The organism is Bacillus sp. S4 (assembly GCF_040838205.1).
GTDB lineage: Bacteria > Bacillota > Bacilli > Bacillales > Bacillaceae_G > Bacillus_A > Bacillus_A cereus_U.
Genome location: NZ_JBFPJI010000051.1, coordinates 1 through 17,555 on the forward strand (window position 1 = coordinate 1; position 17,555 = coordinate 17,555).

The following is a 17,555-nucleotide window of genomic DNA, read 5'->3' on the forward strand; positions in this document are numbered from 1 at the left end:
CAATAGTCATTGTTATTCATACTATTTTTCATTGGTATTCGAGTTCATTAAAAAATAGGCAATTGTTGTACTTCTTTTTTGTACAACTTTTCATTGTGTTTTTGGCTGCATTTATTGCAACAAATGCTTCGATAGCGATTTTTGTTGGATTAACTCCTATTTTAATCGCCCAAAGTTTATATGTTTATCACAATATATTTAAAGTAATGATAGTTTTTACTCTTATGTATGCAATATTTTGTGCTGCAATTAGTATTAATTATGGTGTGAATAAATTAGCTATTCTTATCTCTATGTTTCTTTTAGTGTTAGCAATTATTATTCCTTTTTCTTATATTAATAAGCAGCAATTTGATGCACGTAATCGTATACAGAGCTATATTCAAGAGTTAGAGTCTGCATATATGAGAGTGGAAGAATTGACATTGGCTAATGAAAGGCAGCGTATGGCAAGAGATTTACATGATACGTTAGCGCAAGGTGTAGCGAGCTTAATTATGCAATTGGAAGCAATAGATGCCCATATGCAAAAAGGGAATACAGGACGATCTCAAGAGATTATGAAACAAACTATGGTAAGAGCGAGACAAACTTTACATGATGCAAGGTTGGTTATTGATGATTTGCGTCATACTACTAATTCATTTAATGAAGCAGTAAAGGAAGAGGTTCAACGTTTTTCTGAAGCTACGTCTATACATGTGAGACTTACTATTCAAAGTCCACCGTATATTTCAAGCGTAGTAAAAGAGCACTGTTTATATGTAATTAGTGAATGTTTAACGAATATCGCAAAACATTCGCAGGCAGCAGATGTAAATTTAAATGTTGAATATATCGATGATCTTGAAAAACTTACTATTGAAGTTGAAGATAATGGAATTGGTTTTGACACTGGATATATCGGTAAGAATCCTGGACACTATGGTTTAATTGGCTTAAATGAGCGTGTTCGATTGATTAAGGGAGAAATACATATATTGAGTGAAAAGATGAAGGGTACGAAAGTGTATATTCAAGTGCCTATAAATAAAGAAGGAGATAGTCATGAAGTATAACGTATTAATTGTGGATGATCATTTCGTTGTAAGAGAAGGTCTGAAATTAATAATAGAAACGAGTGATTCATTTCAAATTATAGGTGAGGCTGCAAACGGAGAAGAAGCCCTTTCTTTCATAGAAAAAAAGAAACCCGATGTTATTTTAATGGATTTAAATATGCCTAAAATGAGTGGTTTAGAAACGATTGAGGCTTTGAATAAAAAACAAAATCATACGCCGATTATTATATTAACTACTTATAACGAAGATGAATTAATGTTAAAGGGAATTGAGCTAGGAGCAAAAGGATATTTGCTAAAAGATACGGATCGTGAGAATTTATTTCGAACGTTGGAAGCGGCTATTCGAGGTGAGATTTTACTACAACCAAATATTATGGAAAAGATAGTGAAGTATAAAAGGAAAGAAGTACATGCTGATAAGGTTGCAGAAAATAACTTAACAGATAAAGAATTGTTTGTGTTGAAAGCTATTGCGCGCGGATATAAGAATAAAGAAATTGCATTTGATATGGGGATAGCTGAGCGAACGGTAAAAGCGCATTTAACAAATATATACAATAAATTAGGCGTTAACTCACGGTCAGAAGCAGTAGCTGTGTCTATTGAAAGGAAGTTAATTCATTTTTAAAACATTATATATGCCCAATCGTACATTATAGGCTTGCCCTTTTGTACGATTTTTTTATTTCTTCCTTATGTTATGCTTCAGAAAGTATGAGAGATCTAAGAACAGTACAATTACAGACTTTTTATTTTATCCCAACATAGAACGTATTGCTGTAAATTCATTCAAAGATTGCAGTTGATAAGAAATGGGGGAGTTAACACAGATGTTTCTACCTATTACTACATTTGATAGGTTTAGTTGGCTGGGAAATGTTGCATTCTCTTCAGAAAAGATTAGCAGGAATCGAGCGCTTTCGAGGGCCGAAGAACTAAATGCTAATTTGTATGAAGAGAAATGTATAGATTCAGTTAGTAATATTCATGAGGAAATAACGATAGATTTTGTGAAATATGGTGATAATTATGTATCGGGTCATGCGGAACCTTATTCAACAATTGTCATAACGAGCGGCGATATGCTTGTTGGAAGTGGACGGGTTAATGAGTATGGAGAATTTAAAATATATACGAATAATCATCTGGAAGAGTATTTGATAATAAAAGTTCAGTCGATATTAGGTGGTTTTTATCAAGAGAGTATAATAGTAAAGGTAGATTATTAATTTATAATGATTCCAGTTTTTATTTTCTAAATAAAAATGAAAGGAAGCAACAAATTGTTGCTTCCTTTTTCTATTAAGCCGAAGCTTTCTTCATTCTCTCAAGTAAACTAGATAAAATATGCGTACGATAAGATTCTAGTTTTTTACCTTCGTAAGTACGAATACCTAATTTTTTAAGTTCTTTTACATACCAACCTTTGCTTCCGAAATACATGTGATCGCTCCCCTTCAACTTTGTTTATTTGTCCTGATTGTACTTGGAGGTACGGGCAATATAATGAAGGAAATGAATTTCGTGCGAAAATGGTTAACTTTGTTGCAAAAGACATATATACTAAGGGTAGTATATAACGAGGTGGGCAAGACGTGATTATAGAGAAGCACGAAATTCAAATTGACCAAATTACGAGCGGTAAAGTGAATATCTTTACTTTCTATAGAAATAGAAAGCAAGTTGACGATTACTTTTTACAATTGCAAGAACCATCGCTTACAGCAAACTACTTCTTCCATTTTCATTTTGATGCAGAGAGCCTTCATCTTCTGCAGGAAGAGTTTCCGAGCGTATATCCGTACGACCGTAGTGACACGATTCACGACTGGACGGAAAAGATGAAAGCGGAATTGCAACATCAGATCCAAACAGGTAAATGGAATAAACGCGTACGTATCGGTAATCGCATTCTAGATGTGGTGTTTACGTGGTGTGACGAAGATATAGTAGAGTGAAAAAGAAGCGGATGACGCTTCTTTTTTTAGCGCTGGAATAAAACGAGCTTGCCTGCAGAAGATGTGCAGCGATGTGTTTTTTCGTACAATCCTTTTTCTTGTAAAATAGATTCACCTTTTGCTTTCGCTTCTTTTTCAGTTGCTGCCTCGAATGATTCATCTAATGCTTTTGAACCATCTTTTTCAAAGACTGTTAGAACGTATACTCCCATGAAAATCCCCTCCAATAATTAAAATCAGAATCTTATAACTATTTTGTCATAAATCAATAGAATATGCAAAGAAATATATGACATTGCGTGGTAAAATAAAGTGAAACTTTAATTAGTGGGAAGTCTTTTCACTCCGCTAATTATTAGTTTTTAGCTATTTTAATATTGATAAAATGAAACTTTTGAACTATAGAAAGGATCGTTATTTGTGAAACAAGTGAAGTTTATACATGCGGCTGATTTGCATTTGGATAGTCCGTTTAAAGGGATGGAAATGAATGTACCACAGTCTGTTTGGGAAAGAATGAAGCAAAGTACGTTTGAATCGTTCGAGCGTATTGTTGATAAAGCGATTCAAGAGCGCGTTGATTTCGTATTACTAGCTGGGGATTTGTATGATGCGGAGACGAGAAGTTTGAGAGCGCAAGTGTTTGTGCGCGAGCAAATGAAGAGACTTTCGCAGTACGATATTCCCGTTTTTATTATTCACGGTAACCACGATCATTTAGGGGGAAGCTGGGCAGCAATTGAGTTTCCGGAAAATGTTCATGTGTTTACGGAGCCTTATGTAGAAGAGAAGTCGTTTTATAAAAATGGTGAGCTGTTAGCTTCTATTTACGGTTTTAGTTATTTGCAGCAAGCGGTAACGGATAATATGACAGCACAGTATATGAAAATGAGTGATGCGCCTTTTCATATTGGAATGCTTCACGGGAGTGTGGAAGGGGATGCAGAGCATAATCGCTATGCACCGTTTCAAATTCGTGAGCTGAAAGAAAAGCGGTTTGATTATTGGGCTCTCGGCCATATACATAAACGTGAAATTTTATCAGAAGAGCCATGCATTATTTATCCAGGTAATATACAAGGACGTCATCGTAAGGAGACCGGCGAGAAAGGTGCATATCTTATTGAACTCACGAAACAAGGATCGCATTGTTCATTTTTCCATACGGCGGATGTTATATGGGATGAGATAGAAGTGAGTATCGATGGACTTGAAACTGTTGATGATCTTATGACGAGCGCGTCAACTGCGATGAATGAATGCCGAAGAGAAGAGGAAGGGACGCTTTTAACTGTCGTATTTACAGGGCAGGGACCACTTTCTCCATATTTACGTGAAGACAAGCGTGTAGAAGAGATTTTTCATATTTTAGCAGCGGGAGAAGAGCGGAAAGACTTTGTATATGCGATGAAGTGGAAAAATGAGACGGTTTCTTTTGCGGAAATCGAGCGTTTGAAAGAAGAAAATCATTTCGTCGGTAGTGTGCTAAAAGAGTTAGAAGCTTTTACAAATATGGACGGAGTGTTGCGCACGATTTGGACATCTCCTGTAGCGCGTAATAGTATTGAATCTTTTACAGAAGAAGAGAAGAGAGAGATTCAAAAGGAAGCGGAAAATATTATTTTAGAGCAATTATTCCAGCAAGAGAGGGATAAAAAATGAGAATTGAAAAACTCCATATTTATGGCTATGGGAAACTAGAAAATGTGGAAATGGATCTTTCATTGCTGACGGTGCTATACGGTGAAAATGAAGCGGGTAAATCGACAATTCGCTCGTTTATGAAAAGTATTTTGTTCGGTTTTCCGACGAGAGGACAGCGCCGTTATGAGCCGAAAGAAGGCGGGAAGTACGGCGGAGCGATGACTGTTCAAACAGAGAAGTACGGCCGTTTGAAAATTGAACGATTGCCAAAGACGGCAGCAGGCGAGGTGACCGTTTATTTTGAAGACGGGAAAACTGGCGGCGAAGATATTTTAAACGATATATTAAGCGGTGTGAATGAAAGCTTATTTGATTCTGTTTTTTCATTTGATATGCATGGTCTTCAAAATATTCATCAGCTTGGCGAAGCGGATATCGGTAATTATTTATTTTCGGCCAGCGCAGTCGGAAGTGATGCGTTATTGCAGTTAGATAAAAAGTTAGAAAAAGAAATGAATCAGCGTTTTAAGCCGAGTGGTCGTAATCCTGAAATTAACGTGTCACTGCAAGAGATGAAGAAAATTGAGGAAAAGATGAAAGAGTGGCAAGGGAAGATTGGCACGTATGAAAAACAGGTCGAGCAGTTAAAAGAAAGTGAAGAGAAACTTGCTTCTGTTCGTGCGGAGAAAGAGAGTGCGGAAAAACGAAAGCAAGACTATGAAATATTAGCAGCGCTTGAGCCTCTCGTTATTGAAAAGAGTGCGCACGAGAAAGTGTTAGAAAACGAAAACGGGCAGTTTCCTGTAAACGGGATGGCGCGCTATGAGGCGGTAAAGGCAAAGATGGAACCGCTGCAAGTACAAGTAGATTCACTTCAAAAAAAGATAGAAACAGTGCAATCAGAAATTGATTCCACAGAAATAGATGAAGCATTTTTACAAAAAGAAAGTTATGTAGAAGAACTACGCATGCAGCATATGTCTTATGAAAATGCACGTCAAGAAATGCGTGATATGACGGGAAGTATTGCGAATATAAAAGAAGAAATCGCAGAACTACAGCAACAAATTGGCGCTACTTTTGAACAAGAGACTGTTCTTTCATTTGATATAAGTTTAGCGACGAAAGAATTAATTATGCAAACTGTGCAAAAGGCGAGAGAGTTAGAAACACAAAAAGCACAACTAGATGAACGTTTTAAAACGGCTCAAGAGCAATTAGAAGAGCAAGAAGAAAACATAAGACAAATAAGTCAGCAAATGTTAGCTGATGAAGAAAGAAATACGTTAGTTGAGAAAGAAAAATCATTTCAGGATGCGGCATTTTTAGGAATGGGCGCAGAGAGAATGAAGCGCAAGTATGAGGAAAAAGCAGGGGCGGCTATGCAAAAGAAAAAACAGTGGCAAAGAATTTGTCTTCTGTTACTTCTTATTAACACGCTTGTTTTATTCACGAGTCTATTTATAGATAACCGCGTGCTGTTATTTATTAGTGTGATTGTTTTTGTAGGGATTGTCCTTGCTCTCGTTTTATATAAAGATCCATCAGGTGGATTACAAGAAGAGCTTCTTACTCTTCAGCAAAGTGCTGGCGGGCGTCAAAGTGAAGAAGCGATGTCAGTTCGCTATCAGTTAGAAAAGGATGAAGAGATTCGAAAGTTATTTGAGCGAGAGTCTTATAAATTACAGCAAATGGAACGTGCTTATGATAAAGTCGTTTCATCGTATGAAGAATGGGAGAGGGAAACTTTCCGTATGAGAGAACAAGTAGATGCGTATAAAACGCGCTATATGTTCCCTGAATTTTATACGTATGCGCACATATTGCCGGCGTTTGAGCGTATTGAAAAAATGCAGCAATTATATCGTGATTTAGAGAAGCAAAGTGCGCGGAAATCTTCATTGTATGAAATGATTTCGCACTTTGAGCATAAACTAGAAACTGTTATCGGTAGTAAAGAGTATAGTAATTTGCATGAGGCGAAAAGTCGTATGCAAAATGAGAAAGAAAAGCGCCAAACTTGTAAGCAGCTGAAAGAGAAGCTGGCGGAATGGCAAGAAGAATATGAGTTCATGCAAGAGCAATTAAAACAACTGCTAGTAGAGCGAGATGGGTTATGGCATATTGCAGAATCTACAGATGAAGAGATGTTTTTAGAAGCAGGTAAACTGGCAGAGAAACGTGAAGATGCGGATAAGCAAGTGGGGCGTTTATTACCTCAAATTGATCTGTTAGAACAGCGCTTAACGAGTTTGTCATTAGCTGAGCATTATGAGGCTGACGGTTATGATGAAAAATTAAAGCAAGAAATTACAGCCGCGCAAAACTGTCTTGCACAAGAGAAAGAACTGACAGAGCGTATTGCGAAGCATCGAATAGAAATTGCGAATTTAGAAGAAGGCAGTACGTATGGTGATTTACTACATGAGTGGGAAATGAAAAAATCACAAGTGCGTGAACAAGTGAAGAAGTGGGCTGCATATGCGGCCGCAAAGACGGTGTTAACGAAAACGAAGCAATATTATCATGAAGTGCATTTGCCGCGCATTTTACAAAAATCTGAAGAGTATTTCGTGTATTTAACGGGCGGACGATATAGTAAAATATTCTCACCGTCAGAGGTGGAACCGTTCATTGTCGAACGTAACGATGGTATGCGTTTTTACAGCCATGAACTAAGCCAAGCGACAGCGGAGCAGTTATATTTATCATTGCGATTTGCGCTAGCGAAAACGTTTGAGCATGATTATCCATTTATTATTGATGATAGTTTCGTGCATTTTGATGTGGTAAGGACGAATCGAACGATTGAACTAATAAAGGAAATTGCGAAAGATAGACAAGTTATCTTCTTTACATGTCATGCGCATTTACTCACGTATTTTACAGAAAATGAGATTATAAAATTAACACGTAAGCGTAAAGAAAACGAGTTGTAGTGTGCTATACTAAAAGTAATTGATTTGGTGGAGGAATTCGAATGAAAAAGAAAATTGTAGAATATGAAGTTGGAGAACAAGTCGATGTTTTCTTGTTAATTAAAACAGCGACAAAAGGTCTTGCAAGTAATGGGAAGCCGTTTTTAACAGTGATTTTACAAGACCCAAGTGGAGATATTGAAGCGAAGCTATGGGATGTATCACCAGAAGTTGAGAAACAATATGTAGCGGAAACGATCGTTAAAGTAGCTGGCGATATTCTAAACTACAAAGGACGTATTCAATTACGTGTGAAACAAATTCGAGTTGCGAATGAGAATGAAGTAACGGACATCTCGGACTTTGTAGAAAAAGCTCCAATAAAAAAAGAAGATATGGTTGAGAAAATTACGCAATACATATTTGAAATGAGAAACCCGAACATTCAGCGTCTAACAAGACATTTGTTAAATAAGCATCAAAATGAATTTTTAGAATATCCAGCAGCGACGAAAAATCATCACGAGTTCGTATCTGGACTAGCTTATCACGTAGTATCGATGTTAGATTTAGCGAAAGCTATTTCTACACTGTACCCATCGTTAGATAAAGATTTACTTTATGCGGGCGTTATTTTACACGATCTTGGTAAAGTATTTGAGCTATCTGGCCCGATTTCTACGACGTATACGTTAGAAGGAAATTTACTTGGCCACATCTCTATCATGGTGAACGAAATTGGTAAAGCAGCAGAGGAACTACAAATCGATGCAGAAGAAGTATTAATTCTTCAGCACATCGTCCTTTCTCACCACGGAAAAGCAGAATGGGGTAGCCCAAAACCACCATTAGTAAAAGAAGCAGAAATTCTGCACTACATCGATAACTTAGATGCAAAAATGAACATGATGGACCGCGCATTAGGACGTACAAAACCAGGCGAATACACAGAACGTGTCTTTGCTCTTGATAATCGTTCGTTCTATAAGCCGACGTTTCATAATTAAGATTGTAAATAGAATGGCCTCATTAAGTGTTAAAAGCTTAGTGAGGCTGTTTTTTTACTAAAAATCAAATAAAATAGCATATGGAAGCCGTGTTGATGTAGCATGTTTTAATGAAAATAAATAAATTATATTTGTTGGAGTTAAAGCGCCGGATAATGATTGCCACAACGATAAAAAGTGGAAAGATTATCTAACTTATGGTGATAAATTTTATTTTTTCAGGGATGGGTCATACATGCCATCATTATATGGAACAACGTATATTTAAGCGAAGATGTAGAAATGTTAAGAAGTACGCATGGGTTTAACGAAGAACTATTACAACAGATCTCACCACTAGGATAGGAGCGTATCAAATTTTTAGGTGAGTACCGATTTAAGATGAAAGAAACTACAAAGTTAGAATCTCTTCGGCCTTTACAACAGGTCTAAAAATAAGAGCCGAATTTTTCTTAGAGTAGAAAATTCGGCTCATTTTATGTTGAAATTTGTTTAGCGTATATTTTCGTTAAAATGTGGGTGGGACTCATGCCTAACAACCTAAGAAATTGGTTATTCCCCAAAACGAGAATTTCGCGTGTTTTTAGTCTAAGAACGTTAGTTATTTGATCTTAAAAGAACAGCTTTTTCTAAATAAGGGGTAGCGTCACATCACCATCAACTTAACAAATAAAAATACCCCAAAACAAAAAAAGAATTCACTATGTAAAAATACGCATAGTGAATTCGTATTTATTAACTGCTCAAAAAGAACAGTCGTAAATATCATAGGTATAAGAAGATGATCATCTTTGATATTCTAGGGATTGTGTATAAAACGACTGTGAAGCATAGACAATCTGCCTATTAAAACGTAATTTGGTTTTATTTCACAATTTTATAATGATTTTAAGATAGGGAAGTTGACATTTTTCTCGGATAATTGGCATTATTAACCCCTTATATCAAAGTTAAAATTATTTATATAACAAAGAAGGAACCTATCATACTTCCTAATAGGTTCCTTCTTTAAATGCAAAAACTTCAAATGTATCGGGTTATGCTTCGAATCGTTTTCGTTTCCATAAAGATATTATAAAGTTGAATTTCTTGTTATATTTTAGCTTGATGCTGATGAGATAACATCATCCAATTTTTTTTATGATTCAATTTAGGATGAATATTTACTGTCGTTTGATAGGCGGTGCATAATAGTTAAAAGCTAAATCCAGCAAGGCACTTGCTTCTTGACGCAGTAACAAATCCTTCGGACGGAAGATAAGGGATCCATCAGCGTTGATGGAAGTATCAGGGTCTAGAATTCCTTGGGAGGCAAGTGCCTGAATCGATTGGACTGCCCAGTCATCTGCGGCATCAAGTAATTTAACTTTAATAGCTTTATCAGGTTGAATCGTTTTCAAGTCTTGAATTTGCTTAACGTTTTGAATCATGGTTGCTGCGACCTGTCGGGTAATCGGAGTAGCACGGTTATACTCTGGAATTCCATTCATAATTTTTCCCCTTGCCTCCTTGGAGTCGTCTGGAAAACCGTTCCATCCATGAGCAAGTAACAACGTATCCGCAAACTCTCCTTGTGTCATGGTGTCCATCGGATTGAATAGATTACCTGTTTTAGCACCCATAATATTTAGGGCATGAAGATTATCAATGTGACTTCTATAGTTACTCTTTTGTGGAACGTCATCAAAAGGTGGTTTGTTGTTAATTCTCTGGGCATCTGCTATAAAATCAAGGCTTTTAGGAGAGTTGTAGTGAAAATATGCGATTTCTCCAGCCGAATTCTTTTTGAAAGCAACTTTGTTGCCTTCCGAATCTTCAAATAACAACGGATGAATCATTTTGAGAACTTGTTTTCCAGTTGTACCACCCTCCATAACCAAATTCCCATTTTCATAAGTAAAATGAGTGCGAATTGCAGCGAAACGCGTCTGTTGGAATAAGCCTAAGTATTTATTAGCTTCTTTTTCCTCTAATGGGAGATAACTTGTTTTTACTTCATTCTTCTTAGCAGGGAAATAGTGATCCATGAGAGTTTCATATATGTCTATACTCATCATTGAATCATTATTGTAAGACATGAAAAATGCTGTTTTTTGTTCTGGCACTAAAATCAGCATTGATTGATGTCCAGGCATACTTCCCCCTTTCATTACAACGTGTTGACCGTTAGCAAATTCATTGAAAGGCGTTTCAAATCCAATTGTCGCAACAGGAATTGTCTTATCATCAAAAACTTGATAGGCATGCATCATATCCATGCTTTTTTTACTTACAATTTCTTTGCCTTTAAACTTTCCTTTCTGTAGCTGCATAATCATGTATTTTGACATGTCTTCTCCGGTAGATATAATACCTCCCTGTGGTGCATCCATTAGACCGTTTCCACTTGTTGGAATTGGATCGCCAGTGGGCCCATAATGTGTAGCCATTCTCTTGAGAAGATTAGGCGTAAAGCTCAAACTTGTAGATTTCATACCTAATGGTTTAAAAATATTCTTTTCCATATATTTTGAGAAAGGAGTACTAGTAACATTCTCTACTGCAAACCCTGCGAGCGCAAATGCAACGTTGTCATACGTATAAGCTTCACCAGGCGGCCGTACCACCGTTGGCATATGTTTAGAGAAAAATTCCTTCATCGGTATACTGTGATTAATATATTCAGGCCCGGTTATCGTGGTGATATCAGGTAAATCTACCCCGCTGGTATAAGTGAGCATATCAAACAGGGTAAGAGGTTTTCCTGTTTTATTAGGTATTTGTAATCCACCAAGATATTTTTGTACGTCTTGATCAAGTTTAAGCTTTCCTTTATCGACTTGCTGCATCACAGCCAAAGCAGTAAAAGTTTTCGAGACTGAAGCGATTTGAAAGACCGTGTCCTTAGTGACGGGGATTTTCTTTTCTTTATCGGCATATCCATACCCTTTATTGACAACGACCTTTCCATCATGAACGACGACAAAACTAGAACCGTTCACATTATACTTCTTCATTTTTTCTTCAAATAACGAATCAGCAAAAGATTCTATTTCTTTTATATTATTAGGTCCTTTCGTCATTTGGATATTAGTCGTGGATGCCGCTGGTTTTGATTTTCCTGCTTCTAATGATTGTTGGGAACATGCAGAAATCATGGTTGAAGAAGAAAGAAGAATTGTAACGATCCCCAGTTTGTTAATTGCTTGTTTCATTTTTGTACGCTCCTTTATTTAATTGAAATTTTTTGTTAGCACAACGAGTTAGCGGCTCGTTAGCGTATGAACAGAGTGTAGCAAGCGGCGAGTCATAGTCGATAGTGAACTTTTGTCATATTTATAAAGAACAACAAAAATTGAGTGGGATACGGCTATATTAATAGCTATGTCATAGAAATCATGACATTTTGACACTACCGTATGTGACAGAAAAACACTTAGTATCAAAGAGCAGTTTTTAACGCATTAACAATAGATGAGGAGGAGAGATTTTAATGACGAAAGCATCAGCTCAAAAAACTTTGCAAGATTTTTATTTCTTGTTATTTACCTTTGTATCCGGATTCTTTTACTTTTGTTTCTATCTGGTCAGCATTACATTTGCATTAGTAATGACTATTATCTTTTTGGGTATTCCCTTGTTGGCTTGGGTGCTACAAACAACTCACACGTTTGTTCAGTATGAACGTATTCAGACGAAGGTTTATACAGATGTATCGATAGAGTTATTCGAACCAAGAAAAAAAGAGGAGGGAGATAAATGGATTAAAGCGAGAGATACAATCCTTAATAATAGCAACTGGAGGGCTATTTTTTGGCTCATGCAGAAATTTTTTGTCGGAATAATGAGTCTTATATGTGCTGTTTTACTGTATGTAATGCCGCTAGTATGTATCGTTACACCCTTACTTTTTCGATATTTTAATATATACTTATTGGGCATTGCTGTGAATTCATGGGAGACAGCAATTTTTGTCATGATTGTTGGTTTCATTCTCATCTGGATACATAATCTTATTGGAAACTGCTTAGTTCGAATTATTGGAATGTACACGCGTTCCATGTTTAAAGCTATAAAGGAGTGATAATTTGTTTAAGACTTTGAAACTATGGTTCTGGTATGATTGGGCCTTACTTTGTATACGTTTTATTATTTGGCTATCATTGATATCAACGACTATCCAACAACAAGATCATTTGACAGTACCACTTTGGATCATAATTCTTTGGGAAATCGTTTCATTTTCAGTACCTTGGATTTGTTTAATGTTCAGTTATCGCTATTATTTGTTTACTGAAATAATATTATTTGGCGGAGTGTGTTTCTATTTAACTTTATTATTTCCGTCAGCGTATCTTACTTTTTTAATGCCAACTTTTATGATTGCGGCAAATAGCGCTCATAAATCTTACCGCTGGTCGGGTCCTATCACAATTATTTTGTTCCCGTTGCTCATTGCGATATTTTCCAAAGTAACAGATTTATGGGTAATCATCCTACAACTCAGTTTAGCTTTTGCTATGGGCTCTTTCTTTCGTTTACTGGCTATTAATTACCGTCAAAGTGAAACTATTCGGAACCAGAAACATGTATTGGAACAATACGTATCCCAAGTTGAGCGGATTACATTACTCGAGGAACGTGATAGGCTCTCAAAAGACTTACACGATACGATGGGGCATTCCTATACCTCAATTATTATGGGGATGGAAACATTACGTATGGAATTAAAGTCTAAAGAAGGAGAGCAACAGCTCGATTCATTATTACAATTGGCCCGTAACAGTATGGAAGAAGTAAGACTGTATTTACATCAATTGGATTTATCACAAGAATCGCTTCCCTTAGCTGTCACATTACAACAATTGACAGAGGAATTTAAGAAACATGCAAAAGTAAATGTACGTACTCGAATAATAGGGGAAGAGTATATGGCTTCCAAACAATCAAAAATGACACTATATCGGAGCTTGCAGGAATCACTAACAAATGCTGTTCGCCATGGGCATTCCACAGAAATCATTGTGTCACTTCACTTTGAACCACAACAGATAAGATTGGATGTACAGGATAATGGCTGTGGGGTCGAAGAGTGGAAGGATGGCTTTGGATTAACTGCAATGAAAGAGCGCGTGAGTCAGTCTCAAGGAAGGGTCATTGTTTATTCCAAAAAGGGGGAAGGGACGTTAATTTCATGTGTTTTACCTAAACAAGCACAACTGTCTAATGAACAAATCCGCCTGTGTATTGTCGATGATCATTCTTTTATTCGAGAAAGCCTTCATACAATTTTGGATGGACAGGAGGATTTACAAGTAGTGGGAATGGCTGAAGATGGAGAACGGGCTGTGGAATTGTGTGAAAGACTAAAACCAGATGTAGTATTAATGGATTTAGAGATGCCCAATCTGGATGGAATTCATGCGACTAAAATGATTAAGGAAAAATGGCCGGGCATTCGTGTACTCATTCTGTCAACCTTTCAGAATACAGAAAGGGCAAAAGAAATCATACGAAATGGTGCGGATGGATATTTATTGAAGTCCATAGATTCGCGTGAACTAGCTGAATCAATTCGTCTAGTCTATCGAGGAGGCACGATGATTAATCATGACTTGTTCCATAGAATGTGGGAAGAAAATGAAGAAACAGGATCATTTGAATCGCGATCAGATGGAAAAGAGTATGGATTAACGAAACGAGAACTAGAGATTTTGGAACTATTATCACAAGGAAGCCGTTATAAAACAATAGCTTCGAAACTTTACTTGTCAAACGGAACGGTAAGAAATTACGCCTCCAATCTCTATGAGAAGCTAGGAGTTAAAAATCGAGAAGAAGCCGTACAAAAGGCAAAAGATACAGGATTACTTTCTTGACACTCTCACTTGAACTAGTTAGCTGAAGTCAATGGGGAACTTACAGATAATGCAGGGCATCACTACCCAATACTACATTTGAAACTACAATGAAAAATAAAGAGTTGGAAGCCCCCTGCTTTTTTGTGAATATAGTCTAATATAATGTAGTTGTTTAAAATGGGTATTCGGATTTTCATATCGAAAAGGTACAACACTATGGAATAAGATGTCGATGACTATAAAAATTGTAGACTATAACCGAAATTGGGAAAAGGTATAAGGTATAAGGGAGATGAATATTTTATTAAAACCTATCTTCACAGAGGACTGGTAAATAGTTTTCATATTCGCTAGTACATCGGTCCTAAATCTGAAAGTGAAATAGATATTTTGGTCAATAACATCTGTGATTTAGATGCTATTTCCCTCATTTCGAAAATATCTATTACGTTGCCATGAGTGGTTTTGGAATTGAAAGAGGTACTTCCGTAAAGTCGGGGATAATAACACTCACTAAATTCAAGCTCTCTATAAAGAGAAGAATTTAGAAACTAAAGAAATTAGTGTGATGGTGCTTTATTGTAGTCAAATATAAAATATGTCGTTTTGAGTTGAAGTAAAATGTGTAATCTAATTCTAAAATTTAAATTATATTGGAATGATGCAAAAGAGAATCCAAAACTGAAGTATCCAAGTAGGTCTGCGCAACCAGCCTGAAGATGGTCATCCCATTGTTGGATTTCATAATCCGATACGGAGTCCAATTGGATTCAATATGAAAAAGATAACAGGTTAATATATTTCTAATCATTTAAAGGGAAGGGTATGTGATTGAGATGAATAATACATATAATGAAAAGACACATACATCGATTAAACAATTATTTAACAAGTTTTCGCCAAAAGCTCCTGGCTTTGCATATATTGCTAGTTTCGATAGCGGAGTAACTTATAAAGGTGCAGTTGGCTTAGCTTCTATAGAGGGGAATCTACCCATAACTACCAAAAACGTTTTTAATATTGCTTCAGTTTCTAAACAATTTACAGCATTTTCTATATTACTCTTAGAACAAGAGGGGAAATTGAATTTAGATGATTCAATTGTAAAGTTTGTCCCTTCTATAGGAGCATATGCTGAACCTGTAACATTGAGACACCTAATTCATCACACTGGTGGACTAGTTGATTATATGGAATTGGCTGAAGCAGCAAATATTAAATATACTGATACATTAACTGTGGAAGAATCGCTAGAACACCTTAAAAGTCATCAAATTGCAAGGTTCCCAGTTGGAACGAAATTTGAGTATAGCAATACAGGATATTTTTTATTATCACAAGTGATAGAGAAAGTAAGTGGCAAGTCTCTACGTCAGTTTAAAAAGGAGCGTATTTTTGACCCTTTAAATATGAGGGTCACAACAATTGTGGATTACTACCCAACTACTATATCAATTGCTAGCGGATATTCGAAGAATGAACAAGGAACATATAAAATCTATGAAAGCCCTTGGGAACATACAGGGGATGGGGCAGTTCATACAACAGTTGAAGACCTGGTAAAATGGGGAGAGAATTTAACTATAGGTACCGTTGGTGGAAAAGACCTTGTTAAAAGAATGAGCGAAATAGGTCCGAAAATTTCTCCAACTGGAGAATCGATTATTGACAATGAAGATTATGCTTTTGGGCTGAGAGTTGCAGAAGGTTTTAATTGTCGATACCTGGAACATTCAGGAAGCTGGGCAGGTTATCGTTCACACTTCATGAGGTTTCCAAAAGAATATTTGTCTGTTGCGGTACTAAGTAACTATGATGAATTTGACTCTAAAAAATATGCTAATAAAATAGCAGGAATTGTTTTAGAAAAGTAAAAAATAGAGTGTAGAATACAGTATTTGGATTTGGTTTACCCCACGTGGTTTTATATTGTTTTAAATTTATCTTACACTTTCTCAAAATCCAATCAAACAAACGGAAATAACCGTAGAATCAGAATTGTATTTTTAATTTTCGGAATGATCATTACCATTGTTGCGGTAATATTACAAATCGAGTATCCCTGCATTCTCATTTAGGGGGTACTTTAAAATCTTAGCTAGATGGGCAGGGGGTAGCGTCAGAAAAATGCGGATTTACAACGTTAAGGAAATCCCAAAATAAAAAAGCCGAATTTCTCGATATTAAAATTAAGAAACTTGGCTTTTTTGCTCTGGAAAAGCGCCCTTTTATTGAATAAGAATTTTCTTCAAATCGAGACGGATTGGTATACAACACAACATTCACGAACCCTGTAGCGTGAATGTTGTGTTATATGACGTACCCGACTTCTTAGAATTACTTTCACACTGCTTTTCTGTTTCAATTTTACTGCAGCAATATATATTTCAGTAAAGGCTTTTTATAAAACGGCACGTCCTTATTTGTTACCGAGTTGTTCCGCCAAACCGATTAGAAGTCCTTCAGTTCCACGAAGGAGGAGTTTATACTGTAAATAAGGAGACATACATGATGTGGTGAATCTTCACACCCTTATTATAGTAAGTGCTTATATATATATAATAATAATTCATTTTAATATGCAATAATGCATTTTTATACATTTAGACCTCTATTAGTCATCTCTTAATGGTATCATAGCGAGGTGAGAGTCTTCAAGGGTTCTCCTTAATAGGAGGAAACGATATATGGAAAGAGTGCAAGCGATTGACGACAGTAATCTGAAACTCAAGAGCTGGGGTAAACAGGTACTAGCTGTAGGCGGAATGTTAGGGTTCTGCTACTTGGTGTTATATGTTTTCAGTTTCTTAGTTGTTATATAAATACTATACAACTACACTAGTGGGGTCTTGCCTACAGAGGTAAGGCTCTTTTGTTGTACCTGAGGTAAGCATACTATACACAATACCTCTCAAGATTTTCGGATTACCCTGTATGGTGCCTTGTTCCTCAGATGGTACAAATATAGGTTGATGGGCATGTGGCGGTACCCCATATTATTAAAATTAAGATGGTTCAAGTCGCAGGAAGGCACCTTAAGGTGTCTTTTTTTGCGCTTATAGGGGTAGAACCACACATCCATCAACTTAAGGTATCTTTTTATACAAAATGTGGTTTTTTCACG

Annotated in this window: 13 protein-coding genes and 1 pseudogene; 11 read left to right on the forward strand and 3 right to left on the reverse strand. The window is 36.4% G+C overall.

The window, feature by feature from the left end:
• The 3 genes from AB3X48_RS08480 to AB3X48_RS08490 all read left to right on the forward strand — a co-directional run.
• Positions 1-1,058, forward strand: a 1,058-nt coding sequence (locus tag AB3X48_RS08480) for a sensor histidine kinase (protein ID WP_367959270.1), incomplete at its 5' end; no start/stop codon positions are given.
• Positions 1,048-1,692, forward strand: a complete 645-nt coding sequence (locus AB3X48_RS08485) for a response regulator (RefSeq protein WP_016103945.1) — start codon at positions 1,048-1,050, stop codon at positions 1,690-1,692. The genes AB3X48_RS08480 and AB3X48_RS08485, both read left to right, overlap by 11 nt.
• Positions 1,693-1,894: 202 nt before the next feature.
• The gene (locus tag AB3X48_RS08490; protein WP_016103946.1) at positions 1,895-2,293 is read left to right on the forward strand and encodes an Ig-like domain-containing protein; all 399 of its coding nucleotides are present in this window, start codon (positions 1,895-1,897) and stop codon (positions 2,291-2,293) included.
• Positions 2,294-2,366: 73 nt separating this feature from the next.
• Here the strand turns inward: AB3X48_RS08490 and AB3X48_RS08495 are convergent, their stop codons facing one another.
• Positions 2,367-2,507 carry a YflJ family protein gene (locus AB3X48_RS08495; RefSeq protein WP_000273535.1) on the reverse strand — a complete coding sequence of 47 codons (141 nt, stop codon included), beginning with the start codon at positions 2,505-2,507 and terminating at the stop codon, positions 2,367-2,369.
• Positions 2,508-2,659: 152 nt separating this feature from the next.
• Between AB3X48_RS08495 and AB3X48_RS08500 the strand changes: the two genes are divergently transcribed.
• Positions 2,660-3,022 carry a hypothetical protein gene (locus AB3X48_RS08500; protein WP_016103947.1) on the forward strand — a complete coding sequence of 121 codons (363 nt, stop codon included), beginning with the start codon at positions 2,660-2,662 and terminating at the stop codon, positions 3,020-3,022.
• Between the two features lie 26 nt (positions 3,023-3,048).
• Here the strand turns inward: AB3X48_RS08500 and AB3X48_RS08505 are convergent, their stop codons facing one another.
• Entirely contained in the window at positions 3,049-3,234 is a 186-nt protein-coding gene (locus tag AB3X48_RS08505; protein ID WP_000539551.1) for a YhzD family protein, read from the reverse strand.
• A gap of 208 nt (positions 3,235-3,442) precedes the next feature.
• Between AB3X48_RS08505 and AB3X48_RS08510 the strand changes: the two genes are divergently transcribed.
• From AB3X48_RS08510 to AB3X48_RS08525, 4 genes and pseudogenes are all read left to right on the forward strand, one after another.
• A complete protein-coding gene (locus tag AB3X48_RS08510; protein WP_016103948.1) occupies positions 3,443-4,684 on the forward strand; it encodes a metallophosphoesterase family protein in 1,242 nt (413 codons plus the stop codon).
• A complete protein-coding gene (locus tag AB3X48_RS08515; protein WP_367959274.1) occupies positions 4,681-7,605 on the forward strand; it encodes an ATP-binding protein in 2,925 nt (974 codons plus the stop codon). The genes AB3X48_RS08510 and AB3X48_RS08515 overlap by 4 nt, the downstream gene beginning before the upstream one ends.
• Before the next feature lie 41 nt (positions 7,606-7,646).
• Entirely contained in the window at positions 7,647-8,591 is a 945-nt protein-coding gene (gene yhaM, locus AB3X48_RS08520; protein WP_002201504.1) for a 3'-5' exoribonuclease YhaM, read from the forward strand.
• A 228-nt stretch (positions 8,592-8,819) separates the two neighbouring features.
• Positions 8,820-9,023 (forward strand): annotated as a pseudogene (locus tag AB3X48_RS08525) (Tn3 family transposase); the annotation flags it as partial.
• 731 nt (positions 9,024-9,754) lie between these two features.
• Here AB3X48_RS08525 and AB3X48_RS08530 read toward each other — a convergent pair.
• Positions 9,755-11,785, reverse strand: a complete 2,031-nt coding sequence (locus AB3X48_RS08530) for a serine hydrolase domain-containing protein (RefSeq protein ID WP_016103950.1) — start codon at positions 11,783-11,785, stop codon at positions 9,755-9,757.
• A gap of 278 nt (positions 11,786-12,063) precedes the next feature.
• Here AB3X48_RS08530 and AB3X48_RS08535 point away from each other — a divergent pair, with 278 nt between their 5' ends.
• The 3 genes from AB3X48_RS08535 (at position 12,064) to AB3X48_RS08545 (ending at position 16,305) form a co-directional block, all read left to right on the forward strand.
• On the forward strand, positions 12,064-12,654 hold the full coding sequence (locus AB3X48_RS08535) for a sensor domain-containing protein (protein WP_016103951.1): 591 nt from the start codon (positions 12,064-12,066) through the stop codon (positions 12,652-12,654).
• A gap of 4 nt (positions 12,655-12,658) precedes the next feature.
• A complete protein-coding gene (locus tag AB3X48_RS08540; protein ID WP_088098769.1) occupies positions 12,659-14,449 on the forward strand; it encodes a helix-turn-helix transcriptional regulator in 1,791 nt (596 codons plus the stop codon).
• A gap of 818 nt (positions 14,450-15,267) precedes the next feature.
• Positions 15,268-16,305 (forward strand): serine hydrolase domain-containing protein, encoded by a 1,038-nt coding sequence (locus AB3X48_RS08545; protein WP_199715690.1) that lies wholly within the window; start codon positions 15,268-15,270, stop codon positions 16,303-16,305.
• Positions 16,306-17,555 lie beyond the last annotated feature (1,250 nt).